General features: G+C 68.6%; 23 protein-coding genes. 9 read left to right on the plus strand and 14 right to left on the minus strand.

The window, feature by feature from the left end; all coding sequences use genetic code 11:
• Positions 1–259 precede the first annotated feature (259 nt).
• Together HARCEL1_RS09945 and HARCEL1_RS09950 are read right to left on the minus strand one after the other, a co-directional pair.
• Positions 260–2,263: a MutS-related protein gene (locus HARCEL1_RS09945; protein ID WP_108383025.1), complete on the minus strand. Its 2,004-nt coding sequence runs from the start codon at positions 2,261–2,263 to the stop codon at positions 260–262.
• Positions 2,264–2,332: 69 nt separating this feature from the next.
• On the minus strand, positions 2,333–3,406 hold the full coding sequence (locus HARCEL1_RS09950) for a M48 family metallopeptidase (protein ID WP_108383027.1): 1,074 nt from the start codon (positions 3,404–3,406) through the stop codon (positions 2,333–2,335).
• A 63-nt stretch (positions 3,407–3,469) separates the two neighbouring features.
• Between HARCEL1_RS09950 and HARCEL1_RS09955 the strand changes: the two genes are divergently transcribed.
• Genes HARCEL1_RS09955 through HARCEL1_RS09975 form a run of 5 tightly spaced genes read left to right on the plus strand, consistent with a single transcriptional unit; the run spans position 3,470 to position 8,755 of the window.
• A complete protein-coding gene (locus HARCEL1_RS09955) occupies positions 3,470–4,486 on the plus strand; it encodes a DUF4129 domain-containing protein (RefSeq protein WP_108383029.1) in 1,017 nt (338 codons plus the stop codon).
• Positions 4,483–5,115, plus strand: coding sequence for a DUF7269 family protein (locus tag HARCEL1_RS09960; protein ID WP_108383031.1), 633 nt, complete (start codon positions 4,483–4,485; stop codon positions 5,113–5,115). The genes HARCEL1_RS09955 and HARCEL1_RS09960 overlap by 4 nt, the downstream gene beginning before the upstream one ends.
• Positions 5,112–6,335 (plus strand): DUF58 domain-containing protein, encoded by a 1,224-nt coding sequence (locus HARCEL1_RS09965; RefSeq protein WP_108383033.1) that lies wholly within the window; start codon positions 5,112–5,114, stop codon positions 6,333–6,335. Before HARCEL1_RS09960 ends, HARCEL1_RS09965 begins: the two co-directional genes overlap by 4 nt.
• Positions 6,332–7,783 carry a DUF7519 family protein gene (locus HARCEL1_RS09970; RefSeq protein ID WP_159077082.1) on the plus strand — a complete coding sequence of 484 codons (1,452 nt, stop codon included), beginning with the start codon at positions 6,332–6,334 and terminating at the stop codon, positions 7,781–7,783. The genes HARCEL1_RS09965 and HARCEL1_RS09970 overlap by 4 nt, the downstream gene beginning before the upstream one ends.
• Before the next feature lie 24 nt (positions 7,784–7,807).
• Positions 7,808–8,755 carry an AAA family ATPase gene (locus HARCEL1_RS09975; RefSeq protein WP_108383038.1) on the plus strand — a complete coding sequence of 316 codons (948 nt, stop codon included), beginning with the start codon at positions 7,808–7,810 and terminating at the stop codon, positions 8,753–8,755.
• A 13-nt stretch (positions 8,756–8,768) separates the two neighbouring features.
• Here the strand turns inward: HARCEL1_RS09975 and HARCEL1_RS09980 are convergent, their stop codons facing one another.
• From HARCEL1_RS09980 to HARCEL1_RS09995, 4 genes are all read right to left on the minus strand, one after another.
• Positions 8,769–9,119: a hypothetical protein gene (locus tag HARCEL1_RS09980; RefSeq protein WP_108383040.1), complete on the minus strand. Its 351-nt coding sequence runs from the start codon at positions 9,117–9,119 to the stop codon at positions 8,769–8,771.
• Entirely contained in the window at positions 9,119–9,484 is a 366-nt protein-coding gene (locus HARCEL1_RS09985) for a MarR family transcriptional regulator (RefSeq protein WP_108383042.1), read from the minus strand. Before HARCEL1_RS09985 ends, HARCEL1_RS09980 begins: the two co-directional genes overlap by 1 nt.
• Before the next feature lie 119 nt (positions 9,485–9,603).
• Positions 9,604–13,824 (minus strand): LAGLIDADG family homing endonuclease, encoded by a 4,221-nt coding sequence (locus tag HARCEL1_RS09990; protein WP_108383044.1) that lies wholly within the window; start codon positions 13,822–13,824, stop codon positions 9,604–9,606.
• A gap of 174 nt (positions 13,825–13,998) precedes the next feature.
• On the minus strand, positions 13,999–14,682 hold the full coding sequence (locus tag HARCEL1_RS09995) for a potassium channel family protein (RefSeq protein ID WP_325047893.1): 684 nt from the start codon (positions 14,680–14,682) through the stop codon (positions 13,999–14,001).
• A gap of 82 nt (positions 14,683–14,764) precedes the next feature.
• Here HARCEL1_RS09995 and HARCEL1_RS10000 point away from each other — a divergent pair, with 82 nt between their 5' ends.
• Positions 14,765–16,273 (plus strand): hypothetical protein, encoded by a 1,509-nt coding sequence (locus tag HARCEL1_RS10000; protein WP_108383046.1) that lies wholly within the window; start codon positions 14,765–14,767, stop codon positions 16,271–16,273.
• A 4-nt stretch (positions 16,274–16,277) separates the two neighbouring features.
• On the opposite strand, the gene HARCEL1_RS10005 is transcribed toward HARCEL1_RS10000, so the two are convergent.
• Positions 16,278–16,835, minus strand: coding sequence for a response regulator (locus HARCEL1_RS10005; RefSeq protein WP_233357326.1), 558 nt, complete (start codon positions 16,833–16,835; stop codon positions 16,278–16,280).
• Positions 16,836–16,938: 103 nt separating this feature from the next.
• Here HARCEL1_RS10005 and HARCEL1_RS10010 point away from each other — a divergent pair, with 103 nt between their 5' ends.
• The 3 genes from HARCEL1_RS10010 to HARCEL1_RS10020 all read left to right on the plus strand — a co-directional run bounded on the left by HARCEL1_RS10010 (position 16,939) and on the right by HARCEL1_RS10020 (position 20,128).
• On the plus strand, positions 16,939–18,975 hold the full coding sequence (locus tag HARCEL1_RS10010) for a sensor histidine kinase (RefSeq protein ID WP_108383051.1): 2,037 nt from the start codon (positions 16,939–16,941) through the stop codon (positions 18,973–18,975).
• A 122-nt stretch (positions 18,976–19,097) separates the two neighbouring features.
• Positions 19,098–19,538 carry a CBS domain-containing protein gene (locus tag HARCEL1_RS10015; protein WP_159077083.1) on the plus strand — a complete coding sequence of 147 codons (441 nt, stop codon included), beginning with the start codon at positions 19,098–19,100 and terminating at the stop codon, positions 19,536–19,538.
• Positions 19,535–20,128 (plus strand): response regulator, encoded by a 594-nt coding sequence (locus HARCEL1_RS10020; protein ID WP_108383056.1) that lies wholly within the window; start codon positions 19,535–19,537, stop codon positions 20,126–20,128. The genes HARCEL1_RS10015 and HARCEL1_RS10020 overlap by 4 nt, the downstream gene beginning before the upstream one ends.
• A 16-nt stretch (positions 20,129–20,144) precedes the next feature.
• Here HARCEL1_RS10020 and HARCEL1_RS10025 read toward each other — a convergent pair whose 3' ends face one another.
• From HARCEL1_RS10025 to HARCEL1_RS10055, 7 genes are all read right to left on the minus strand, one after another.
• Complete coding sequence (locus HARCEL1_RS10025) at positions 20,145–21,626, minus strand: PAS domain-containing protein (RefSeq protein WP_159077084.1); 1,482 nt, start codon at positions 21,624–21,626, stop codon at positions 20,145–20,147.
• A 93-nt stretch (positions 21,627–21,719) separates the two neighbouring features.
• Positions 21,720–22,826, minus strand: coding sequence for an aminotransferase class V-fold PLP-dependent enzyme (locus HARCEL1_RS10030; RefSeq protein WP_108383060.1), 1,107 nt, complete (start codon positions 22,824–22,826; stop codon positions 21,720–21,722).
• A gap of 63 nt (positions 22,827–22,889) precedes the next feature.
• Positions 22,890–23,165 (minus strand): hypothetical protein, encoded by a 276-nt coding sequence (locus HARCEL1_RS10035; protein ID WP_108383063.1) that lies wholly within the window; start codon positions 23,163–23,165, stop codon positions 22,890–22,892.
• 66 nt (positions 23,166–23,231) lie between these two features.
• On the minus strand, positions 23,232–23,570 hold the full coding sequence (locus HARCEL1_RS10040) for a fluoride efflux transporter FluC (RefSeq protein WP_108383066.1): 339 nt from the start codon (positions 23,568–23,570) through the stop codon (positions 23,232–23,234).
• Positions 23,567–23,965 (minus strand): fluoride efflux transporter FluC, encoded by a 399-nt coding sequence (locus HARCEL1_RS10045; RefSeq protein ID WP_233357327.1) that lies wholly within the window; start codon positions 23,963–23,965, stop codon positions 23,567–23,569. Before HARCEL1_RS10045 ends, HARCEL1_RS10040 begins: the two co-directional genes overlap by 4 nt.
• Before the next feature lie 65 nt (positions 23,966–24,030).
• Positions 24,031–25,116 carry a TrkA C-terminal domain-containing protein gene (locus HARCEL1_RS10050; protein WP_108383068.1) on the minus strand — a complete coding sequence of 362 codons (1,086 nt, stop codon included), beginning with the start codon at positions 25,114–25,116 and terminating at the stop codon, positions 24,031–24,033.
• Positions 25,113–26,276: a potassium transporter TrkA gene (locus HARCEL1_RS10055; protein ID WP_108383071.1), complete on the minus strand. Its 1,164-nt coding sequence runs from the start codon at positions 26,274–26,276 to the stop codon at positions 25,113–25,115. Before HARCEL1_RS10055 ends, HARCEL1_RS10050 begins: the two co-directional genes overlap by 4 nt.
• Positions 26,277–26,318: the final 42 nt, after the last annotated feature.

Consider the following 26,318-nt stretch of genomic DNA (forward strand, 5'->3'; position numbering starts at 1 on the left):
TCCGGATCACTCTGGAGAGATATAGAGATGGACGGCCCGAACCCCTTCGTTTCGGGTGGAACTGAGATCAATTACCACACGAGTACGTCGTTTTCGAACGCGATAGACGTCCGCCACCGAGTCGGTGACTCCACGTCGGGCGAGGTGAGGGCTGCGTTCTCACGGGTCGCGCGTCACGACCTACAGTTCGCGCGTCACGCCCTTCACGGGCAGGGCACCACGCGTCGGTCACGATCGATGCTGGGCGGCATTCGACAGGTCAGTCGCCGCTCGCGGCCTCGAATTTCCCGAGCAACCGATCGTAGAAGGCGCGATCGGTCTCGTCAGCGAGTTTCTCGACGATGAGTTCGGGCGTCGACCGTGCGAGGACGCCCTCGACGGGCGAGCGCTCGACGACGAGGTCGCCGTCGTCGAGACCGACCGCCTGAATGCCGTCGACCTGGATCTCGATCGTCGTTTCCTCACGGATCTCACGGGCGAGATGGGAGACGAACACCGCGGTCGTCTCACGATCAGCGAGTGCCTCACAGATGCCCGCGACGATGCGGGCGCTCGCCCCGGGTTCGGTGATGCTTTCGAGTTCGTCGACGAGGACGAGCGCGCCCTGACCGGCGTCGTCGATCAGCGTTTCGAACTCCCGGAGTGTGCTCTCGAAGGCCCCAGCGTCGAGTGTCCCGCGGTGTTTGCCGTAGTAGTTGATCGACGGGACGATCGGCGTCCGCACGCGGTCGGCGGGGACGGGCAGGCCCATCTGGGCCAGGATGGTGACGGTCGCGATCAGGTCGAGCGTCGAGGTCTTCCCACCGCTGTTGACCCCCGACAGGAGGCGAACGCCTGCGACCGTGTAGTCGACCGGGTCGACTCCGCCCGGCGCTTCCGGGAGCAGTGGATTCCGCCCGCCGACGATGTCGATGCCCGACCCCTCGGTCCCAGCGCCCTCGATTTCGGGCATCGTACAGTCGTACTCGGCGGCGAAGCGCGCGATCGCGCGGTCGACGTCGACCGCGAGCGCGGCGTCGAGCAGCGGATCGATCGCCTCGCGGAACGGGGCGAGTTCGCGAGCGACCTCGCGGGTGCGCTCCAGGCGACGACGATCCCGGGCGGCACGAAGCTCCGCGCGGAGATCCGCGAGGACCGACTCCTCGAACGCGATCGGGTAGGTCGGCTCGTCGGGCAGCGCCCGGTCGACACGGTCGGCCCGCGATTCGAGGTCGAGACGGTCGACGATCGCCGACCGGCCCGCGCTCACCGCGGCGTCGAAGGCGTCGCCCAACTCGCGTTCGAGGACGGTGTCGACGCCCGCACCGCGTTCGGCCAGCGAGAGGAGGTCCGCACCCTCGATGGTGACGTCCCGATCCTCGATCGCCGCGCGAAGGTGATCGGTCGCGGTCTGCTCGGCGGCCCCGACCGCGTCGTCGAACCCCTCGATCGCGCGTTCGAGGCGCTCGATCTCCGCCCCCGGCCGGACCGACCCGTCGGCGTCGATCTGGTCGAGAGCGGCGTCGAGTGCGTCGAGATCACAGGGCGGATCCAGCCCGACCCGGCGGTGGACTGCGATCGCCGCCCGCAACGCGTCGCGGTTCGCGCCGAAGGTCGCGAGCACGCGCTCGGGGACGACCGCGACCGGATCGTCGAGCGCATCGGGTCGAACCCGCACGTCGCCCTCGATGTCGAGGCCGCCGAAGGCCCGATCGAGCGCGATCACGGTCGCATACCCCTCCGCGAGGTCAGCGAGTTCGCGGGCATCCGCGACGGTCTCGACGCTGATCTCGGGGAACCGTTCGGTCGCGGCGGCGTACCGTTCGGCGTCACCGGTCGCGAGACACCGCTCGCGCACCCGGACGGTCGCGGCCTCGGCGCGTGGGTGGACGGCCGCGAGGTCGCTCGACAGGTCGTCGGGATATTCGCGGTCGATCGCGCGCTCGACGCGCTCGCGGACGCTGTCGATGCGCGATCGCGCGGTACTGGGATACAGCGTGCGGAGGTGCTGGCGGCCCGCGTCCGTGACGGCGCGCGATTGGAGCAAGTCGAGAATCGAGCGGTGGATCTCCGTCGCTCGATCGGTCGCGAGCACGTCGCCCGACTCGTCGTGGCGCGCCTGGATCGCACTGCGAGCGATGCGGGCCGCGCGAGCGGGCGTGATCTCGGGCGCGGCCGCGATCGCCGCGACGTCGCCCTCCCGGAGCGCCCGCTCTGGGTCGTCGATGTCGGCCAGCGCTGCCGCTGTCTTCGGCCCCACCCCCGGGATCGACTCCGGATCCATCGCATAGAGCGACGGCCCGTACAGCCAAGAAGGGCAGGGGTCCGTCCGGTCAGTGAGGAATCCCGTCGTCTACACTGCCGCCTCGCGGTCGACCCCGCCCTGCTCCAGTTCCGCGGCGATCTCGCGCAAGTGCTCGATCCGGCGCTCGGTCGGCGGATGGGAGTGCGTCTCGATGGTGAACGCGGGGTCGGAACCGAGACCGTCTCGGTCGGACTCGTCACCGAACCCACGCGCGAGCAGACAGAGCGCGGCGACCCCGTCGGCCCGACGATCGGTCGTCGGCCGATCCGCACGGTCGTCCAGCCGTTCGAGCGCGAGTGCGAGCGCGGCGGGATCGCCCGTGAGCAACGCCGCCGCGCGGTCGGCGGCCAGTTCCCGATCGCGGGCGAGCCGGCGGGCCAGGACCGTCACCGGGACCGCGAGCACGCCGAGCAAGACGCTCCCCAGCACGATCGTGAGCGTCGTAAGCACGACGAACGCACCCAGTGTCGTCGGACTGACCAGTGGAGCGTCGACGAGCGCCGCCGTGAGCGCGAGTCCGAGGCCGCCGGCGACCAGCCAGGGCCACCGCCGACTCGTCAGGTCGGGCAGAACCCGCCGGTCGTCGACCAGCGCGGGCACGAGACTCACGACCGTCATCACGACCGCGTCCCGGTTCTGGCGATGGGCGAGTTCGTGGGCGAGCACGCCGTCGAGAGCGTCGCCGTCGAGGGCATCGATCAGTCCCGTACTGACGAGCAGGGTGCCACCGCCGATCCCGCCGACGAGCGCGCTGTTGGGCACCGGGCTGTCGACGATCACCACCGCAGGGACGGGAACGTCGGCCTGAGCAGCGAGTCGTCGGACGCGATCGAGCAGGGCGGGATGGCTCCCCTCGGTCGCGGGCGTCGCGTCAAGGTCGTCGAGCAGGCGGTGACGCGCGACCGAGAGCGCAAGCACGGCGAGTGCGAGTGCGGCGATCGGCATGAGGCCGACCAGCACGACGGCGGCCGGGAGTCGGGGGAGGCCCGCAGTGCGAGTCAGCGCATCGACGGCCGGGCGGACCCACGGCACCGTGAGCGCCGCGAGCACGACCGCGACAACGATATCGAGGACGGTGAGCGCGGCCAGCGTCGTCGCCATGCGTCGCCGGAGTCGCGACATACCGCACGGTCGTCGGGCCAGGTAATAAACATCTATATGTGACCGTGATGGTCACTCGATACTGTGACCGATCGTCGCCACCTCTGGCCCGTCGCGATCGCGGGACTGGCCGCAGTCCTGCTGGTGTTGCTCATTCCGCCGGCGGGGCTTGGCCCCTCACCCGTCGGCACCGCCGACACCGGGCCCGGAGGCGTCGATCAGAGCGAGACCCCGGCCGCGACGGACACCTCGACGCCCACGGCGACGCCGACGCCGCAGGCGACGAGCGCCGGGACCGAAACCGACACGGACGCCACCGAGGATCGCGAGCGCGAGCGAACGACCACCGAGACCGACGAGGCCGCGGCCGCCGACACCGACGACGGAACGGGGCCCGCCGGCGTCCTCGGAGGTCTGCTGGGGTGGCTGATCGCGAGCGTCGTCGCCGTCGGTGTCGGGTGTGTTCTCTCCGTCGAAGGCAAGTACCGCGGCTGGCCGGGATTCGTGCGCCTCCCGATTCCGAGCGTGTCGGTTTTCGGCGCCAGTCAGTCGATCGCCCAGTCCGCGATGGTCGGGACGGTCGGGGCGGCCGCCACCACCGAGCACGTCCTCGACAGCCTCACCGTGCTCGGGCGGGGGCTGACCCGGTCCAGCGGAGCACTCTTGACCGCGCTGGGTCGTGGAGTCGCGGGACTCGTCGTGCTCCCCGCCGAGTTGCTGGGCGGACTCGCAGGGGCGATGTCGGGGCTCGGGACCGCACTCGCCGGCGTCGGCGCGCACACCGATCGCGTCGACGCGACCCCGGACACCGATCCGGTCCGTGAGCAGGACGTCAGCGACGCCGACGAGGAGCCCTGGCGACCGACGAGCGTCGAAGAGGCCTGGCAGGGGCTTCGCGACGCGATCGGGTACGTCCCCGACAGCCGAACGCCCGTCGAAATCGCGGAGATCGCGGTCGATCGGGGCCTCCCGGCAACGCCCGTCCGAACGATCACCGACGCCTTCCGGGCGGTCGTCTACGGCGGCCACTCCGAGGAGCGGTTGCGCACGACAGCGATCGATGCCTACGAGCGCATCGCGGGTCAGGAGGGCGACCGATGAGACTCCGGACCTGGAGTGAACTGGTGAGCGGGGGATTGCTCCTCGCGGCGGTCGCGGTCCTCGTGGTTCCGCTGCCGTCTGCGGCCCAGACCCTCGGGTGGGCGATCGCACGCCAGGAGTGGCTGCTGACCGCGAGCGCGGCGCTCGTCGGTCTGAGTGCCGTCGCCGCGCTCGCCGCGTCCGGAGGCCCGGGCGTCGAGATGCTGTTGGCCGGCCTGTCGAGCCATCGCTTGTCCCATCGTAGTCGACGGCCCGACGACGGCCTCGATCTCGCTGTCGCCGGCGGCGACATCGAGGCGTCACTCGATCGCCTGCGCGAGGGGTCGAGCGAGGGCGTCCCCGTCCGGACCGATCGCCACCGCGTCCGACGCCGACTCACCGAACTCGCGGTCGCGACGATCGCCGCGCGTGACGAGTGTTCGCGCGCGGCAGCCGGCGAGCGGGTCGCCCGAGGAACGTGGACCGACGACCCGCGCGCGGCGGCGTTTCTGGCCGACGACGAGCGCCCACCGCTGGACGTGCGGATCGAAGACTGGCTGTTCGGTCCGCCGACCGAACGGCGGGCCCGCGCGACCGTCGCGGAGATCGCCGCGCGTCGTGACATCGACACGGAGGTCGAGCGCCCGTGAGCCGAGATCTCGCCGCTTCGGGAATCGCCGTCGCGCTGATCGCGGTCGCGGCGGGCATTCTGACCCGCCAGCCCGGGATCGCGATGATCGCCGTCGTCGGCGCGGCGTTCGCGATCTACGGGCGATCGGAGACGGCCCTCGATCCCGATCTGGAGGTCGAGCGCCGGATCGAACCGCGGGCCCCGCGGCCCCGCGAGCGCGTGGCAGTCGTCCTCGTCGTCACCAATCGCGGGGATGGCGTCCTCACCGACGTGCGGATTCGGGAGTCACTCCCCGAAGAACTCACGCCCCTGGACGGCGATACCGCGTGCGCGAGTAGTCTCCGACCGGACGAGTCGGTGACGCTGTCGTATACACTGCGGGCCCGACCAGGACGGACGGTGATCGATCCGCCGACGATCGAGTGTGTCTCCGCGAACGGACGGCGCCGCCAGACCGTCGAGACGACCGCGCGGACCGAGTGGCACTGCCGCGCACCGCCGGTCGACGTGCCACTCGCCCAGCGGACGACGGCGTACACCGGGCAAGAACAGACGGACACGGGCGGCGAAGGCATCGAATTCCACTCGGTGCGAGCCTACCGCTCGGGTGACCCGCTCTCGCGTGTCGACTGGAACCGTCTCGCCAGCGATGGCCGTCTGCGGACGATCGAGTTCCGCGAGACCCGCGCGGCGTCGGTCGTGGTCGTCCTCGACACGACGGCCTCGACCACCCAGCGGCGGGGGCCCGACGAGCCAGCGGGCCGAACGCTCGCCAGACAGGCCGCCGAGCGCGTCGTCGACGGCTTGCTCGACGACCACAACCGGGTCGGCGTCGCGACCGTCGGGGAGCGCACGGGCTATCTCGCGCCGGGCGCGGGGCGTGACCAGGCGATTCGAGCCGAGCGCCTGCTCGACGGAACCTCGTCGGGGCTGGCTCTCGACTCGCTCCGGGCGGTTCGAAACCACCTGCCGGCCGACGCACAGGTCGTCGTCTGTTCGCCGCTGCTCGACGACGACGCCCTCACCATGGCGAGAGCGTTCCGTGCGGCCGACCACCCGGTGACGCTGCTCAGCCCGTCGGTGACCGATCCCGCGACCGTCGGCGGCACCGTCGAACGCATCGCCCGCCAGCGCCGCATCGATCGGGCGCGCCGGTCGGGCGTCCAGGTGCTCGACTGGCGGGCCGACGACCCCCTCGAACGCACCCTCGACGCCGCACGACACGGGTGGTCGCGATGAGGGATAGTGTCTCGCGGTCGGGCGGGACGATCGCGCTCGTCGTCGCGACGGTCGCCGGCCTCGCGGTCGGAATCGGTGCGCCGGTGGCGACGATCGCCGGCCTCGGGGGCGCGCTCGTCCTCGTCGGCGCGCTCTCGGTCGTTCGCTCGGACCGACTCGCCCATCGGGCGCTCGGCAGCGTCGGCCTGCTGGCCGGCGGTGGCCTGATCTGGGCGCCCCTGGTAAGGAATTCGATCACCGCCACGCTCGCGACGGTCGCCGTCCTCGTCGTCGGAATCGTCGGCCTGGTCGAGCGTGGGCCAGACCTGGACAGGAACGGCCTCGATCGGGCCTGGCTGGGCGCCGCCCGTGACCTGGGCATCGTGCTCGTCGCGACACAGCTCGTCTCGATGGTGGGCCTCCATCTCGGCGCGGCGATCGGCCCCGTCGCCGGCGTCGCGACCGCGACGATCACGACCCCCGCCACCGGATCGATCGTGTTGCTCCTCGAACTCGCCGCGGTGCTGATCGTGGTCGGCCCGGCGACCGCGACGCTCGAAACCTGGACCGACCGGGCGTATCGGCCGCTCGAATGGCTGGGCGTCGATCCCGACCGAGACTCGCTCTGGACGACACTCAGATCGAACGCGGTGCTCGTCGCCGTCGCGGTCGTCGTCGTGATCGTCGCGCCCGAACTGCTCGTCCGCCTGCTGAGCGAACTGCCCCTGATCGGCACGGCGATTGGCTGGCTGTTGACGGCCGGCCTGGTACACCTCCTCGTTGGGATCGGCCTCACAGTTCTGCTCGCGATCCTGGCCGTCGAAGCGGTCCGGCGGAGCGTCGTGGCCTGGGCCGGCGCGAGACCGACGCTGACGGTGGCGAACGCCGCTGGCGGGGTCCTCGTCGCGGTGCTGGCCTTCGTCGTCGGCGCGATTCCACCGATCGGATCGGTCGTCGCCGACACCAGTCCGGTCCTGTCTGGGGCGTTCGGCGTCGCGGGCGTCCTCGCAGGGGTCGCACTGGGCGTCGTCGCCGTACAGGTCGGTCTCGTCTTCACCATCGCACTCGTCGGCATGCTCGCACCGGGCCGGCCCGAACGGACCGAACTCGCGATCGGGAGTGGCGCGCTGATCGTCGCCGCGGTCGTCGCCGCGGGATCGATCCCGACGCCGGTCGTCCTCGGCGTCGCTGCCGCGGGACTCGTCGTCTGGGACGTCGGATCGCGAGCGGTCGATCTGGGAGCGTTGGGAGCCGACGCGCGAACCCAGCGGGCCGAACTCGTCGGGGCCGCGATCGCCGTCGCCGTCGGCGCACTCGGCATCCTCGTCGGGACGGCCGCCGTCGCACTCGTCGGGCCGACTGTAGACGGCGTCCCGCAGTGGCGGGCGGGCATCGCCGTCATCCTCGTCCTCGGGGCGCTCGTCGCCGTCGTCCCCGCCGCGCTCGACGATCCAGATACAAGCGCCTAAGTGTCACGACTCGAATGGATCGGTATGGACGTCGCGACTGCCCAGGCGACCACGCAGGACCTTCTCGACGAGATCAGTTCGGCAGTGATCACCGACCGGCGGTTTCTGGAGACCGTGTTCGTCGGCGTGCTCGGCCGGAGTCACGTCCTCCTCGAAGACGTGCCCGGGACCGGGAAGACACTCACCGCACGGACGCTCGCCACGACGCTCGGCTTGAGTTTCTCGCGCATCCAGTTCACGCCCGATTTGCTCCCCGCGGACGTCACCGGGACGCACGTGTTCAACGAGCAGGATCGTAGCTTCGAGTTCTCGAAGGGCCCGATCTTCGCGAACGTCGTGCTCGCTGACGAGATCAATCGCGCGCCGCCGAAGACCCAGAGCGCACTGCTCGAAGCGATGGAAGAGGGCCAGGTCACCGTCGACGGCGACACCCACGACCTCCCGGAGCCGTTTTTCGTCATCGCGACCCAGAACCCCGTCGAGATGGAGGGCACCTTCGAACTCCCGGAGGCCCAGGTCGATCGGTTCGGGATCAAGGCCTCGATGGGCTATCCCACCGCAGACGGCGAGCGCGAACTGCTCGACCGACGGCTGGGTCGGACCGAACAGAGTCCGAGCGTCGAAAGCGTGCTCGACCGCGAGCAGGTCACGGCGTTGCGCGCGGTCCCCGAAGACGTGCGTGTCGACCCCGACGTGCTCGATTACATGGTCGCGATCACGCGGGCGACTCGCGAGCACCGCCACGCCGAAGTCGGCGTCTCACCCCGTGGGACCCAGCGCTTTCTCGAACTCGCGCGGGCCCGGGCCGTCATCGCCGGGCGAGACTACGTGACCCCCGACGACGTGAAGTGGGTCGCCCGCCCCGCGCTCGCCCATCGCGTCGTGCTCACGCCCGAAGCGCGCGTCGACGGCGTCTCGAAGGCTGCCGTGATCAAGCGCGTGCTCGACGAAGTGCCCGTGCCGACGGTGTGATATCACTCCCCAATTACTGACGTGCCGAGTCTGCCGACGCGTTTCGATCGTCGACGTACCCGGCCATCCGACGGACGGTCGCGTCAGTGACGGCCTCCGAGACCCGAGCGACTGCTCTGTCGATGGTCGCATCACGGAGCGACACCACTGCCCACGGAGCGACGAACGACTCGCGATCGAGTCGCCCCTCGACGAATGCATCCGCGAGCGGGATCGACTCGTCGTACGACTTGGTCGAGATCCCCACGGCGATGCACTGTTCCCCGGCGAACGGATGCGTATCGTCGCTGACGACCAGATACGGTCGGCGCGGTGTCGTTCCAAACGGGTCCGCCGCGACCACGACGGTGCCTCGACGATACATCACTCGTCGCTCGGCCGGTCGGCGTCGAGATCCGGAAGGTCAGCGTCCCAGTCGTCGGTGCGATCGTAATAATCGCCCTCGAACTGGTCCGCGACAGCCTGGAGTCCGATCCGACTGGCGGTGTGGGCATCGTACGCTTCGACGTTGATCGCCCAGACCTCACCCTTGTGACGGACGAACCCACGCTGTTCGAGTCGCCGAAGCGTCGTTCCGACACTGCCACGTGGAATTGACAGTTCCGTTGCGAGTTCGCTCGGCCGGTATCCGAGATCGGGGCTCTCGGCGAGAAATTCGAGAATCCGCCGGCCATGAGTGTCCTCGTCCGGCAGGTCGGTCGGCGTGTACGACTCGAAATCGACCGGCATTGTAATCGTACGTCACGCTACGTCATCGAACGTAAAAACGATGGCGACGGACTTCCCCGATAGACAGCCGATCGGGGATGGCCCGACGCTATTTCTCCACCGAGATCCGGCCGCCGACGCTATGTCGTCCGGAGGTGATCGGTCCGGGGTTCGTACACCTCGCCCTTTTGTTTCAGCTTCTCGATCTCGTGGTCGGCTTTCGACGGCTCCATCCCGGCCTCCTCGGCCCGATCGATCACGACGTCGACGGGGGCGCCCTCGTCGTACTCGTCTTCGATGTCCGCGATGATGCCCTTGATGTTCTTGATACGGTCGCGCTGGGATTTCGAGCGGCCGGTCTCGATCACGTCGGCGTCGAGTTCGCCCGTCTCGGGGTCCATCCCGATGTCTTCGAGACAGTAGCTCGCGATGTCGGTCGCGCGGTGTGCGTCGGCGTCGGTCACCTGATCGCCCAGTCGGACGCGGGCCGAGGCCTCCGCCAGGCGGACCAGCGCTTCGAGTTTCCGGGCCGTGACCGGCACGGGCGCGTCCTCGTCGGCCCCCGAGGTCCGCAGATCGACATAAAAGTCTCGCAGGTGGGCGCGGGCCTCGTCGGTCATCGTCGGGAAACACGAGCGTTTGGCGTAGGCGACGTACTTCCGGAGGAGTTCGGGATCGATCGCGGGTTCGACGTCCTCGGTGACCGCTTCGACGGCCTCCGCGCCGTGGTTCGGCGTCGCGGCTTTCGTCCGGTGGGTTTCGAGTTCGCCCGCGTAGTTGGTCGTGAGGATGTGGTCAGCGAGTTCGGCGTCCTCGTCGGGGTCGGGCTGGTCGGTGATGGTGAAGATGAGATCGAACCGCGAGACGAGCGCGGGTTCGAGGTCGATCTGCTCGCCGATGGGTTCGTACTGGTCGAAGCGGCCGTACTTGGGGTTGGCCGCGCCGAGCAGCGAACACCGGGATTTCAGCGTGGCGTTAATTCCTGCTTTACTGATACTAATGGACTGTTGTTCCAATGCCTCGTGCATCGCGGACCGGTCTTCGGAGTTGTGAACGACCATCCCGTTGGCCACGTAGTTGTGGGTCCCGGCGACGGTGAGGTCGTAGACGTGGTCCGCGGCGACAGCCTCTCGATCGATCGTTTCGGTGGCCGCGACAGGACTGGACGAGACCCCAGACGGATCGGTGATCGGATCGCCTGTCGCCGGTGGTGACTCGACGAGACCCCCATCGGTCGCCACCGGAGACGAGTCCGGAACGAGAACGCGATCACCGCACTGGAGGGCCGCTGCCTCGCGTTCGATCCGTTCGGAGTCATCACGGAGCATGAACGGATGATCGGGCGTCGTCGTCAGTGTCGCTCCACTCTGGAGAGTTACGCGAATCAGCGTCTCCGGAGCGTCGTACTCGTGGATCGCCGTCACCGGCCGCCGTTCGATTCGACCGGACTCGGTCATCGTCCACACGTCGAGATCACACTCTCGAATCGTCCGCCCGTTGTCGAGCGGTTCGATCGTCCCGTCGCGTGCCGCCTCGTGTGCGACATCACGAACCCGGGCGACCCGATCACCGAACTGAACGAGGGTGTCGCCAGTCACACATTTCATCTTGTCGAGTTCGTCGATGGCGGCGATACCCTGGTCGGCAAGAACCAGCGCGCCAGCCTCCAGCGTCCACTGCTGGCCGTCACCGAAGTCGTCTCTCACAGCGGCAGCAGTGTTGTGTGTGACGATCCCATTGCCCACGAAGTTGTGTGTCTCGGGAACAGTCAGGTCGTAGAGTTCTTTTTCCCCGGTGTCGACAGCAGCGACGACCTCGTCCCAGCGGAGGTCCGCCTCGACCGCTTCGCGGACGACCGGTTCAGCCTCGCCGAGATCGACCTCGTCGAGGATCGATCGCGCCCGCTCGCGCCCCGGATGATCGCCGCGGTTCAGATTGTGGTAAAATTCACTCGACGAACTGCCAGTGGTTGCGAGCGCTGCCCCGACAGGCACGCGTTTATCGCGTCGACGTCGCTCGCCGACAATCGAGTCGAGTGCAGCCTGTTTTTCGGGGATCTCGAACCCGACCGCCGTGGCGTACCGGTCGATGTCGGCCCCGTAGATCTCCAGGTAATACTGGACGTGACGAGACTCGATCGTGCGTCCGTCTGCGAGTTCGGCCGTCCCACGCCGATCGCGCTCGCGGACGCCGGCCTGCACGCCATAGGTGTCCAACATGAACTGTACCTGCTCGCCAAGGGCCTCGCTGATCGTCGAGAGGAGCACGCTCGATCCGCCATCGTCGCGGCCCGAGACCGACCCGTCCGCGTCCATCAGTCCCCGAAGGAACGCGTCCGCGTCGCTCGCAGTGGTCAATCGGGAATCGAGTTCCAGGCCAGTCTTTGGGGTCGACATGCCTGCATTGGCAAACAGTCGAGCGATAGTCGCGCTGTGGACCCGAATAGACGGCACCCGATCGTCCTGGCGTTCGATCTCCGGCCGATAGTCGAATTTCGTCTCGAAAATGTCCTGTGCGCGCTGGAGAATCTGTTCGTCGCCGTTCGAGAGTCGAACCATCCCCCGATTGCCGTCACGGCGGTCGAGAGCGATGTCGCCGTCGCCGAAGACCAGGCCCAGCAGATACATGAGATCGCCGTCGAACGTCTCGGGTATCGTGACGCTATCGCCGTGTCGGCACATGAGCTGGTCGAACTCGACGTCGGCCCGCGTCGCTCCGATCGCGTCGAGCATCCGGTCGAGCTTCTCCATCGGGACGTGGCGGTTCTTCAGGTGGAGATAGATGAAATCCTCCGAGAGGTCGAGTGCAGCCGCCGCGTCCCGAAGCGTGCCGAACTCGTCAGTCAGACGCTCCCGAAACCACTCGACAGTGTCGTCAGTCAGCAGAAGTTTCTCGGTCCGGAGGTCGAGGTAGTCTCGAACTGGAACGGCCTCCCGATCGAGGTCGTCGTAGTCCGGCATCGCGACGTAATCGCCGGATTCGATCTCCGAGATCGGTGTCCACGTGAGTCCGTTCTCCCCGCAGGTCAACACGGGTGTATTCACCGACGCTTCGAGTTCCCGGCCGCCGTTCGTCTCGATGCGTCGGCAGGGCTTCTCGGGCATTCGCCAGACGTGCGAGGAAGCCGCCGTCTGCATCGTTCCGTCCTCGCGACCGAACGTCTGGACATCGATCGACCGTGGGACGCTCGTCTCGCGATCCACAGGGTCAGGGAGGTCAGACTCGACGATCGAATCGATCCGGCGAAAGCCATCGTTCGTATGAATCCGCGTGTCGCCTGTGACACAGAGTCCCGCGCTCGATGCCCCCTTCCCGGACGTGTATACTGATCGTGGAGCGATATTTCGAATATATTGAAGCAGTTGCGACTTCCCAGTACCCGGATCACCTATCAGTAATAAATGTAAATCGCCGCGAATTCGCGAGCCGTCGGGGAGGTTCTTCGTCACGCCGGAGAACAGTTGCAGTGCGATCGCGAGTTTCTGTTCGTCGTAGCCGTAGATCGAGGGCGCGATCGAGTCGACGACCCGGTCGTAGATGTCGGGGTCGTTCGCGAGTTCGACGATGCGCTCTTTGTCCGCGGGGGTGATGTCCATCTCCTCGAACTGCTCGTCCTCGATGGCGACGGTCATCCCCTCCATGTAGACGTCGAACAGCGGCGATTTCTCGCGATCGTTGCCCTGCTGTTCGAGGTGGAGCACGCCGGTCACGCGAACGTTGTCGCCGGCGGTGACCTCGCCAGTCACGTCGTCTTCGATGTGGACATCGATGGCCTGGGGCGTCTCGCCGCCGCGCAGGCCCTCGGGGGACTCCTGAACCCGCAGTTTCTGGGCGTCGACGAACTCCGACTGATCGAAGTTGATCTCGAAGGGGCCCTGGCGCTCACAGCCCTGGCACTCGTGGGGTTCCTGAAAGCTGCCGTCGCCCTGGGGGATGCGGGTGAGCGTGCCACAGCGCTGGCACTCGAAGGCGGCGGTCGTGATCTTCGGGCGGACGTCGGTGGCCTTCCGGACGATGCCCTGGACTGCGAGCAATCGTCCGCGATGGTCGGCCCGGATCTCCCGGATCTCCGTGGTCTCGGAGAGGTTCTCGAAACGGACGTGGGCCTGCCCGAGCGAGACGTCGATCGGCAGATCGTAGAGGCGGAGCGCCTCCTCGGCGTACTCGCGAAGCTGAGCGGGCCGGTCGCGGACGTCGGCCGCCAGATCGCGATCGAACCGGTAGAGCTCCTGATAGTCGACGAACAGGGACTTCCGTTCGGTGGGGTACTTCTGGGCGAGGTCCCCAATGTCGTCCCGGCAGTACTCCCGATAGAACGTCTCGAAACTGTCGACGACGTCGGTGTTTTCCGCACGAGCCATTCGTTACGAGTGGTTTCGTGAGCGCGCCTAAAGGCTCTCGCGTAGCGGGGTGAAACTGTCTGTGAGACCCCATCGCTTCCGGTCGACACGACCGTTCGAGTGCCGGACTGCACCGCCCTCGTATCAGATTCTCCAGACGAAAATACGGGGGGCGACCGATTGGCCCGTTGACGATCAGGCCGCGCCCTGAAGGCGCTGGCGAACGGCGTCGAGGTCGTCCGGGCGCGCGACGATGGCGACGCGATCACCGGCCTCGATGATCGTCTGGGGCAGCGGGATGTCCATCGACTCGCCCGACCGGCCGTGGGCGTAGAGTGTTGCGTCCCCCGGGAGATCGACTTTCGAGATGCGCGATCCGACGACGGGGGCGTCGGGACCGACCTTCACGCCCGTCACCGAGAGGCGCTCGGTGAGCGTCGCGAGCACGTCGAAGTCGCCGCCGAGCAGCGCGGTCTTCGCGCCCGCCGCGCCGAGCTGTTCGGGGTAGATCACGTCGTCGACCTCCTCGGCGTAGGTGTCGTACAGATCCGAGTGGTAGTCCTCGTCGATGCGCATGACCGTCCGGCAGTCGTGGCCGTCACCGACCAGACAGGCCGCGAGGTTCACCTGGACGTCACCGGTGAGCGCGCCGATGGCGTCGGCCTCGTCGATACCCGCCTCCACAAGCGTCGACTCCTCTTTGCCGTCGCCGTGGACGACGTCGAACCCGTCCGATCTGGCGCGGTCGGCCCGTTCGGAATCGTTATCGACGACCGAAATCGCGTGGTCTTCGCCGTCGAGAATCCGGATCGTGCGACGGCCCACGCGACCGTAGCCCACGATGACGATGTGCATGGGTGTCGTACGCAGGGCCCCCATTTCACGTTAGGGGTCCCCGACGGCGTCACCGCGATCGACGCGAGCCACACCGTTGATACCGTCGGGCGCGCAACGGCGGGCTATGTCAGCGACGGACCTCGCGGCGGCGGTCGAGGAGGCGCTCGCCACCGACCGCGAGGCGGTCCGCGAGCAGGCCACCCAGGAGGCCGAGGACCTCCTCGCGGCGATCCGAGAGGGCGCGTTCGACAACAGTCAGGCGCTCGTCGGCCTCGAACTCGAACTGTACGCTGTCGACGCCCGGACGGACGCGCTCTGTCGGGTGCCCAGACAACTGCTCGGCCTGATCGGGTTCGAACAGGAACTCGGCTTGCACAACGTCGAGACCCAGACGACGCCACAGCCGCTGAACACCCACGGACTCGCCGCCCAGAAACGCGAACTCCAGGCGACCCTCGAATCGGCGATCGAGCGCACGCTCACCGAGGACATCCGCCTGGTCAGCGACGGCGTCTGGACGGTCCCGCCGGTCGGTGAAGACGCTCGATCGTATCTCACCGACGCGGTCGAGGCCGACGGCGTCACCATCGGGGCGAACATGTCGGATTCGGTGCGGTACCACGCGATGGCCAATACCGACTATCCCGCGGGCCTGTCGATCGACGCGCCGAACGTCACGCTCGACGCCGAAACGGTGATGCCCGAGAGCCTGATCACGTCGATCCAGCCCCACTATCAGGTGGCCCGGGCGAGTGCGCTCCCCCAGCACTTTCGGTACGCGCTCCGGGTCGCCGGCCCGCTGCTCGCACTCGGCGTGAACGCACCATTTTTCCCGCCGGGACTGTACGACGATGCCCCCGCCGATCGGATCCTCGACGAGGCCCACATGAGCCACCGAATCGGGATCTTCGAGTCGGTGCTGAACGACCCCGACGGGCCGGGGAAAGTCCGCTTTCCCGACGACGTCGAGACGGTCGAAGACGCCGTCAGGGCCGTCGTCGAGGACCCGACGATCGTTCCGATGGACCCGCCACGAGGGACGCGATTCGACGACCAGTTCGCGACGATCCGGCACAAACACGGCTCGTACTGGCGATGGGTCCGACCGGTGTTCGACGGGGCGTCCCGATCCTCCGCGAACGCCCGCATCGAGTTCCGCCCGCTCGGCGCGCAACCGACTCTGCACGACGCCGTCGCCTTCGAGGCGGTGTTCGCCGGGCTGATGGAGTCACTCCCGCAACTGGAACATCCGGTGGGGACGCTCGACTGGGCGGCCGCCCACGAGAACTTCCGCGCGGCCGCGCGTGACGGCCTTCAGGCCGAGATGACGTGGATCGCCAGTGACGGCTCCGAGACCACCGCGACCGACCGGATCTACGCCGACCTGTTCGAACACGCCCGCGATGGCCTCGAACGGCGCGGGCTCACGACCGATGAGGCGCGCCAGTACCTCCGCCCGCTGCGCGAACGCGCCGATCGACGGCTGACGCCCGCCCGGTGGAAACACACCCAGGTCTGCGAAAGGGTCGCTGAGGGCGTGCCGCTGGGTGAGGCCATCTGGGGGATGCAGTCGGCGTACATCGACCGCCAGAGCGAGACGCTCGTCGACGGGCAGTTCGTCGACTGGGTGTGAGTGGCTACGCCGAGGAGTCCTCACCGAAATACGTCGGGTGGGCGCGTTCGATGGCCGCGATCCGGGCTTCGAGGTCCGCGATCCGGTCGTCGAGACGCGCGAACTCGGGGTGGTCGACGAGACGGTCGTCGTCTTTCTCGACGGCGATGACCGAGCGTTTCACCCGAGCACTGCCGAGTTCACGTTGGAGGTCCTCGTAGGTGTCGAGGTCCGCGAGCGCCGCGACGGTGTCTTCGAGGCTGTCGACGTCCACGGGCTTGCGGAGGTACGCGTCGATGTCGAATTCGATGATATCGAAATCGGGTTCGACGGCCGTGACCATCGCGACCCGAGCGTCGACGTCGCGGTCCGCTACCTCCCCGAGGACCTGCGCGCCCGAGAAACCGGGCATGCGCCGGTCGAGGAGGATCACGTCGATGGAGTCGTCGAGAACGTCGAGTGCCGCGTCACCGCTCGTGGCGACGTGGACCTCGTACTCGTCGGCCAGGATGCGCTCGTAGGCCTCGGCGGTCGCCCGTTCGTCCTCGACGATCAACACCGTCGCCCGGTCGTCAGTTGGCACGGTCGAATCACTCGTGGCTCGGATATAATGGTGTCCCCGCCAGTCCCATGGGTGAGATTCACGGGCGGCCCCTTTTGACCCCACAGCGCCTTCGTTCACGGAGATGGCCTGGCAATCGACGTGGCTCGTCCTCGCGCTGTTCGGGGCCGGGACCGTCCTGTACGTGCTCGGCCTCGCCATGATCGTCCAGGTCGCCCGCGACCGGATGACGCCGACCGTCGGCAGCGTCATGGTGTTCGCCGTCGCGGGCGGGACCTGGGGGATCGCGGCGGCCTATCAACTCGCCAATACCGGGCCGGCGATGCGACTCTGGTTCGGGATCGGCAGTGGAGCGTTCGTCGTGCTCGTCGTCGCGTGGTACGTCGCCGCCGTCTCGATCGCTGGCCGCCAGGCCTGGCTCACCCGCTCGCGACTCGGGGCGGTCCTGGTCGGCGGCGCCGGACTCGCCGTGCTCTCGGCAACGAACGACTGGCACGGCTTGCTCTGGTCGACCGAGACCGTCCACTGGAACGGCCTGGTGGTCCTCGACGTCGTGCTGACGCCCACCGCTCTGGGGGTGCTCGCGTTCGCCGGCGGTCTGACGCTCGCGGGCGCGGTCGCCCTTCTCCAGTACGCCCACCGCGATCACCACTGGGGCGCGGCGCTGGTCGTCGTCGCGACGATCGCCGTCCCCGTCGTGACCGGACTCCTCTATCACATCGGCGTCGGGCCGCGAGTGAATCTGACGCCGATCGCACTCGTGCCGGCGGCGATCGCGATCGTGTTCATCGTGTTCACCCGGAACGGCCTCGGCCGCGTTCCCGTCCCCCGATCGGCCGTCATCGACCGGATGGACGAGGGGCTGATCGTGATCGACGACCACGGCCGGATCGACGACGTGAACCCCGCAGCGCGATCGATGATGGGCTTCGACGACGTCGTGGGGCGACCGGCCGCCGAGGTGCTGGAGACGTGGCCCGCCGTCGACCCGCCCGCGACCTTCGAGACGACCGTCGGCAGCGACGCGCCGCGGCATCTCTCCGTCCGAGTGACTGAACTGGACGATTACGGCGGCCAGATCGCGCTGATCACGGACGTGACCGACGAGCGGGCGATCGAACAGCGCTATCGGGCGATCATCGAGGAGTCCGACGAGATGAACCTCCTGCTCGACGAGGAAGGGACGATTACCTACGCCAGCCCCTCCATCGAGCGGATCCACGGGTTCGACCCCGAGAAGATGGTCGGCACGGTGGCGTTCGAGTTCGTCCACCCCGACGATCGCGAGCGCATTCGCGAGGAGTTCGCCCGGGTCCGATCGGAGCCCAACGCGGACGCTCGCGTGGAGTACGCGATCGTCGACGACGACGGCGAGCGCCGCGTGTCCGACTCGCTCGTGCGAAACCTCCTCGATCACCCCCACGTCGGCGCGATCGCGGTCACCTCCCGGGACGTGACCGAGCGCAAGGCCCGCGAACGCCGCCTCGAAGAGATGAACGACCGACTCGAAACGTTCGCGTCGGTGTTGAGCCACGACCTCCGGAACCCCCTCGAAGTCGCCTCGATCCACACGACACTCGCCAAGCGTGGCGACGAGGACGCACTGGAGACCGTCGAGAGCGCGCTCGATCGGATGGAGGCGATGATCGAGGACATCCTCACGCTCGTCCGCGAGGACCGAACGATCGACCCCGAGGCGGTCGCGTTCGAGGACGTCCTGGAGGACGCCTGGGCACACGTCCATACCGGCGACGCCACACTCGCCGTTGAAGGCACCGGCACGATCGTTGCCGATCGAACGCGTCTCCGCCGTCTGTTGGAGAACCTGATTCGGAACGCGATCACACACGGCACCCCGAGCGATCGGTCCGACAGAGAGTCAACCGACGACACCCCGGTCGACCTGACGGTCACCGCCGGCGTCACGGACCACCGACTGTTCGTTGCCGACGACGGCCAGGGCATCGGTCCCGACGAGCGATCGGCGGTGTTCGAGAACGGATACACGACCGACGACGACGGGACGGGGCTGGGACTCAGCATCGTCGACCGCATCGCCGCGGCCCACGGCTGGTCGGTCTCGGTGACCGAATCCAGCGACGGCGGTGCACGCTTCGAGTTCGACGACGTCGATCGACCGGACAGTTATCAGGGACGATAGTCCTTGGCGTGTCTTTATACTCCGCCACGAGCGACCTATGCGGACGGACGCCGGGCATTCGCCACCGACCCGATCCCCGACCCTCGGCGGTGCTCGCGACGACCCGACACCCAGGCCCGACGATGTTGATCAGCGACGTCATGAACACGGACTACCGGACCGTCGCCCGCTCCGAGAGCCTGAAAACCGCCGTCGGCGTCATGCTCAGAGCCGACGTCGAAGCCGTCATCATCACCGACGAGGACGACCCGAGCGGGATCGTGACCCGCCGCAAGGCGTTGATCGCGAGTTTCAAGACCGACGATCCGCTCTCCGAGATCCCCCTCGCTGGCTTCTCCTCGGGCTTTCCAACCTCGGTCGGACCCGATTCGACGGTGCTGTTCGCGATCGGACGGCTCGTCAGCGCCGAACTCGAAGTGCTCCCCGTCGTCGACGGCCTCGATCTGGTCGGGGTCGTGACGCGCCAGGACATGCTCGACGAATACACCAATCTCAGAAACGAGGCGTTCGACACGCTCGAACGCCGCTCGGACTGGGAATCGACGACCTTCGACCACCCATGACACCAGACCCCGCGACCGTCCTCGTCATCGAGGACGAACGACAGATTGCCGACGGCTACGCGTCGATCCTCGACGACGAGTACGAAGTCCGGATCGCCAACTCCGGGGCAGAGGGCCTCGAAACGATCGACGACACGGTCGACGTGGTGTTGCTCGATCGGATGATGTCCGGGCTCTCCGGCCAGGAGACCCTCGACGAGATGCGCGACCGGGGGTACGACGTGCCAGTCGCGATGGTGACCGCGAAAGTCCCCGACTACGACGTCCTCGACATGGGGTTCGACGACTACCTCACCAAACCCGTCGAGGTCGAGGACCTGTTCGACACCGTCGAGCGCCTCCTCGCGATGGGCGAACTCGACCGCGACCTTCGAGAGTACGTCGCGGCGTCGGTCAAACAGGCCAGCCTGGAGGCGACCAAGCCATCACTCGAACTCGAAGAGCACCAGGAGTACCGCGACCTTCGCGCGGAACTCACCGACCGTGGGGCCGAACTCGGTGATATCTCCGCGGCGATGACCGACCACCAGTTCGAACTCGTCGTCAAGACGGTCGTTCGGAACCTCCAGAGCGGCCCCGAACAGCTGTGACCGGACCTGAAGGCCCTCAGGTGGCTCCAGCGCGACGTTTCCAGGCCGCGGTGTCCACGACGAGGACCGTCCGGTCCGGGGCCGGGTGGCGAGTCTCGACGTTCCAGCCCATGACCTCCGCGAGGACGCTGGCTTTCAACAGCGGGCGCGACCCGCTGAGGAGATCCTGATCGCGATACCGGGCGGCGATTTCGGGCACGACCACGTGCGCGGGAACGTCGAGTTCGAACCCGTCGCGGGTCGGTTCGATCGTGACCGTCGCGCCCGTCGGAACGACACGGGTGAGTTGATCGAAAAACAGTCGGGCGAAGCTATCGTCTGTCCGCACGCTCACCGTCGGCCCGATGACCGTCCACTGCTGTGACTGGTCTGCCATCTCGACCACGTCGAACTGGCGGATCTCGCCGTCCGTCCGGACCACACTCACGAGATCACCGAAGTCCCCGACGAGTGTTTCGAGCGTGTCGATAAGCTCCCTCTCGGCCGCTCCGGCGGACTGCAAGGCGTCGGACAGGCGCTCCCAGTCCTCGATCGCAGCCTCGATCTGTTCGGCCGCGTCGTCCTCGGCGGCGACCGCCTCGCGGAGGCCATCGAGGTGTTCGCGCCCCGACGCCTCCGCGTCGGTCGCGTCTCGGAGGGACGCCTGAATGCCGATACGAGTCTGGACGAGATTTCGGAAATTGTGATCGTAGATGCCGTAGAGGTGCTCGACGACGCGCGCCACGTCGTCGACGAGCGTCCGCCGACGGGTGATCTCCGTCACGTCGTGCGAAATCCCGATCAAGCCGATGATGTGTCCGTCAGCGTCGTGTATCGGGTGTTTGGAGACGGAAACGTGAACGTACTCGCCGGCAGCGTTCTCGACCCACTCGGTCTCGTTGCAGACCTCACGGCGCCCTTCCAGCACCGCCATGTTGTCCGCGTAGATTTCGGCTGCAGTCTCGGGGAAGAAGACGTCGAACTCACTTTTCCCTTCGAGAGCAACGGGCGTCGTGTCGTGGAACGCCGCTTTGGTCTCGTTGACCCGCACGAACCGCCCATGCCGATCGAACACGTAGATGTGATCGTCGAAATCACCCATCAGCGTCGCGTAGGCCCGCGCCTCGACCGAACCCGATCCGAGAGCACCCTCACCAGCGGATCGGGCGTCGACGGCGGCGCCGCGATACAGACTCCGGAGGCGGTCACCGAAATCTTCGCTCCGATCGGTGGACAAGAACACGTCAGCCCCGGCCCCCATCGCCCGCGTCGCCGCGACTGGATCGCGGCCGACGAACATCGTCGGTGGATGGCTGTCGGCGGCCTCGATCGCGTCGAGGCCGTCGTCACCCTGGACGATCAGGAGATCGGCTTCGGTCGTGCGAAACGATGCTGCAGACGGCTCGACCGTGACGGTATCTGCAACCAGCGACTCACAGACCGACCGGTAACCGTCGACGGCGTCGAGCGGTCCGGGCACGACGCCGACGAGTGCGTCGTCGAGGGCTGGAACGGTCACGGTGGCTGAGCACACGAGTCGTCTGTACGTAGAGGGGCCCGGACGACAAAAATGATCGGTCCAACTGACGTATTCGACGACACGAACGGACCCTCACTCGATCAGTGCCGTCGCGACCCGGTCGACCTCCTCGGCGGTCGAGACCGCGTGGATCGACGCCCGGACGGTCCCCTCTGGCGTGGGCAGCGAGCGGATCCGGATGTCCGCCGCGTCGAGGCGTTCGACGGTCGCCTCGGGATCGTCGACGTCGATCGTCACCAGGCCGGACTCGGGGTCGGCGGGGCTGACCAGCCGGTCGGCGGGAATCCGATCGGTGAGTCGCCCGGCGAGTCGGTGGATGCGGTCGGCGACGCGATCGACACCGACCGCCTGGGCCGTCTCGACGGCCGCGACGAGTCCGGCATAGGGGGCCGGCGAGGCCGTCCCGAGTTCGAACCGGCGGGCATCGGCGTGGAAGGTGAGCCCCTCGCCACGCTCGACCGATCGGTAGCCGACGCGGTCGGGTTCGAGCGCGTCGAGCGCGTCGGGCGCGACCGCGAGCATTCCCGCGCCCCACGGGCCGAGCAGCCACTTGTGACTCGCGGCGGCGACGGCGTCCGCGCCCCACGCCGCGACGTCGACGGGGTGGTGGCCGACCGACTGGACGGCGTCGACGAGCACGCGCGCGCCGGCGTCGTGGGCTTCGTCGACCAACGCGGCGATCGGCCAGCGCGTGCCGTGTGACCAGGTCAACGACTGGAGCGTGACGAGGTCGGCATCCCGAACCGCGTCGCTGTACGCATCGCGGTCGATCCGGCCGGCCCGGGTCTCCAGGACGCGCACCTCGACGCCGCGCGTCTCGGCCAGGCGCGCCCAGGGCAAGACGTTCGCCGGGTGTTCGAGATCGCTCCGGACGACGACGTCGCCCGCGCCGAGATCCAGCGCGTCGGCGACGCGCGTGATCGCGTCGGCCGTCGAGTTCGTCAACGCGACGCACTCGGACTCCGTGCCGAGCAGGTCGGCCGCGGCCGCCCGTGCGCGGTCGAACGTGTCGAACGCGTAGTCGTAGGGCCCCTCGCCGGCGTGGGCCGCGCTGTGGTCGGTGATGGCGTCACGGGCGGCTTCGAGGACGGCCTCTGAGGGTGGGCCGCTCGCCCCGTAGTTGAGGTAGGTCGTGTCGGCGAGCGCCGGGACCGACGCCCGCAGGTCCAGTGGGTCCATGCCGGAGCCAGACACGCCAGTGGGTTCAATCCCGCGGCCAGGGCGGTCTGGCGAGCCAGCGAGTCACTCCCCGGCGGTGAGGTCCACCGCCGCCGACTCACCGCCGCGCCACCGCACGACTGCCACCGCGAGGACGGCCAGGGAGAGGAGGCCGAGTGCGATTAGCCCGATCGATCGCCCGGGACAGCTTTCAGTCTCCGGGTCCGGGCCGTCGCGGTCCGGGTCGGCGCCGGCGGAGTCCCGATCTGTGGCCGAGTGTCCGTGGCCGTCACAGTCACAGTCACCACCGAACACCGGCCCGTCGAAATGCGGTTCGAACAGTGTGATCTTCGATGCCATACGCCGCCATCGACCGCCGACCGCTTCAATCGGTCGGCGCGAGCATCGAGTCGCGGTCCGTGTCACTCAGAGCAGGGTGACGACGCCCCCGCCGACGGCGACTGCCGTGATCGCTCCGGCCAGGTGAAGCGTCGCCAGCCCCGCCGCGCGCCGGGGCGCACCGTCCTGGGCGATCCGGACGACCTCGAACGCGAACGACGAAAACGTCGTGAACGCCCCACAGAAGCCCGTCCCGAGGAGCGCGAGCGTCGAGGCCGACGGGTCGGTCGCCACGAGCACGCCGAGCGCGAGCGATCCGAGGAGGTTCACCGCGAGCGTATCGCGCGTCGAATCGAGGCGATCACCGACGGAGTGGCGGGCCATCGCGCCGGCGACCCCACCCAGGCCGACCAGAAGGGTGTTCATCGGATCACCCCGCGGGTGAGCGCCTGGGCGGCGAGGATCGCACCGAACCCGAGCGTGTAGGTGAGAGCGACGTACGCGAGCGCGACGGCGACGCCCGAGAGCGTGAGCCCGGCGACCGTCACACCCGCGAGGCGCGTCGTCTCCAGGGCGAACGTGCTGTAGGTGCTGAGCGACGAACAAAATCCCGTGCCGACGAGCAAGCGCGTCTCCGTCGAGAGCCGATCGGCGTGGGGCTCCGAGAGAACGACACCGAGCAGTGCCGCCCCCGCGACGTTCGCGGCGAGCGTGCCCGCGAGCGATCCGGCGAGAGTGTCCGCGACGTGTCTGGCGATCGCACCCGCGAACCCGCCCGCGGCGACGAACAGGAGTGTTTCGAGACGGCCCAAACTGGTCACGTTCGCGATCGGCGAGCGGCCCACTGAAGCGTTTCGAACGGTCGGGCGCGATCACCGTCCCGCCCTCAGAGCGCCCGGAGCGCCGCGAGGCGGTCGGGTGTGTCGACGACGTACAACTGGTCGCCGGCAGCGATCTGGCGGTCTTCGGGCGGGAGCGCCTCGGTCGGTCCGCCCTCGGGGACGATCGCGAGCACCGGCGATCGGAGCGCCCCGGCGGGGAGGCCGACGAGTGGGCTCGACACACCGACCGCGATCACGGCGACGGTCTCGTCGGCCCGCCGGAGGACGCCCGCGGCGGCCCGGCCCGCGTCGGCGGTCGCCCCGACGGTCACCAGGCGATACGCGCGGTCAGGGTCGACCGCGTCGGTCTCGGCGGCCGGCATCGCGACCGTCACGACGTCGCCGGCAACACCGCGGAGTTCGCCAGTCGTCACGCGATCGCCGTCTGCGACGATCTGCACGACGTCGCCGGGCCCGGCCGCGAGCGGCGGATCGGCCCGCACGGCCATCGCGGCGGTGTCGGCGGGCAGCGTCGGCCCCAGGCCGGCCGGTCGCGCGCCGAGGACGAGTTCGGTGACGTCACCCGCGGCGTCGACGGTCGCGTCGACGTACGCGACGCCGTGATCGCGCCGGAGGCGCTCGGCCAGTCGGGCTTCGACGTCCGCGGGGGTGAGCCCCCGCGGGAACGTCATCGATCGGCCGGCGAGCGTCTCCCGCGTCGTCGCATCGACCGGGTCGTACCCCACGGCGTCGGTGATCGTCTCGGGCAACGCGATCGTCGTCGTGCGACCGACGCCGGCGATCGCGCGCCCGAGATCGCTGGCTCCCGCGCCACGGCGTTCGCGGATGGCCTGGCCCACCCGATCGCCGCCGCGCCGGCCGATTGAGCCCGAAAATACGCCCGCGAGGACCGCCCCGGCGTTGAACAGAACCGTCCCCAGCGCGACCGCGTCGTCGCTCATCACCTGGCCGAGTGCCGCGGTCGTGTTGAGGTAGACCGCGAGCACGCCCAACCCGCCGAGGATCGCCAGCGATGACGGAATCTCGGCCCCGAGGTGCGCACGGTACGCCGCCGCGAGCGCGGCCGCGACGAGGCCGGCGGTGACGGCCAGCCCCACGAGTTCGAGGACCGACCAGGCCAGGGGGCTCATCGGGCCACCTCTCCGAGTCGGGCGAGCGTCTCGGGCGATCCGACGACGAACAGCGCCTGGTCCGGCGCGAGCGGATGGTCGGCGGCGGGCGTGATCGTCCAGCCGTCGGGAGTCTCGGCGGCGAGGACGGTCCCCGGGAGGTCCGCGACCGTCGCCGGTGGGTCGGCCCCGAGCGTGACCGATCGGACGCGATGGCCCGCGCGCCGGAGCACGCTGAGCAGTTCGATCTCCCGACTCCGCCCGCGCGAGCGGACGATCACGGCGGCACGATCGACGGCGAGCAGGCGACTGGCGTCGGCCCGCGAGACCCCGACGGTCACGCGACCCTCGCCACCGGTGGTCGTCGCCGCGCCAGAGTGGGGGACCGGCTCCGCCGTCGATGGCTCGTCGGGGTCGCCCGACCGCGCGCTGACGATCGTCCCGTCGACGGTCTCTGCGGGCGTTCGGACGGTGACCCGATCGCCCCGAACCAGGCCCGTCGGGACGAGTGCGTCCACCGAGACGGCGCGCTGGCCGGCGTCGAGGCGACGCGACACGCCCGCGAGTTCGGGGGCCGCCGCGACGCTGGCGCGACCGCGGTCGTCGATCTGCACCGAGACCTCCGCGCAGTCGAACTCGGTGGCGATCCGGTCGGCCAGACGCCGCTGGAGTTCGTCGATCGGCAGGTCCGCTGAGAGTCGCCAGTCGGTCTCGCGGATCGCCGTCCGCGTGTCGGCCGACAGCGGCGGGAACCCCTCGATGTCGCTCACTGGCCCCTCGACCGCGATGCGGACCTCCGAGCCGAACACCTCAGCGAGATCGACCGACAGGGTGCGCTCACCGATCGCCCGCCAGGCCACCGCGCCACGCGGGAGCGCGGCCCCCAGCGCGTCGCCCCGGGAGTGGGCGTACAGTGTGAGCATCATCACGACGAGCAGCGCCGTCACGATCGTCGGAGCGTCGGTCGTCGCGACGATCGTCGGGTCCGCCAGCGCGAGCAGGCCGCCGTTGACCCCCGCCAGCGAGATGCCCAGTACGAGCACCCCGAACCCGGGGATGGTGACGCCGACGACGTACCGGAACAGAAAGCCCAGCGTCCACGCGACCAGCGCGGGGACGATCCCGGTCACGATACCGAGATAGACGCCGAACAGGACGGCGACGGGCAGCGAATTCGCCATGCGGATCGACCGACCGCCGTCGGCTTACAGTTTGTGGGCCCC

The sequence above is a fragment of the Halococcoides cellulosivorans genome, from assembly GCF_003058365.1.
GTDB lineage: Archaea > Halobacteriota > Halobacteria > Halobacteriales > Haloarculaceae > Halococcoides > Halococcoides cellulosivorans.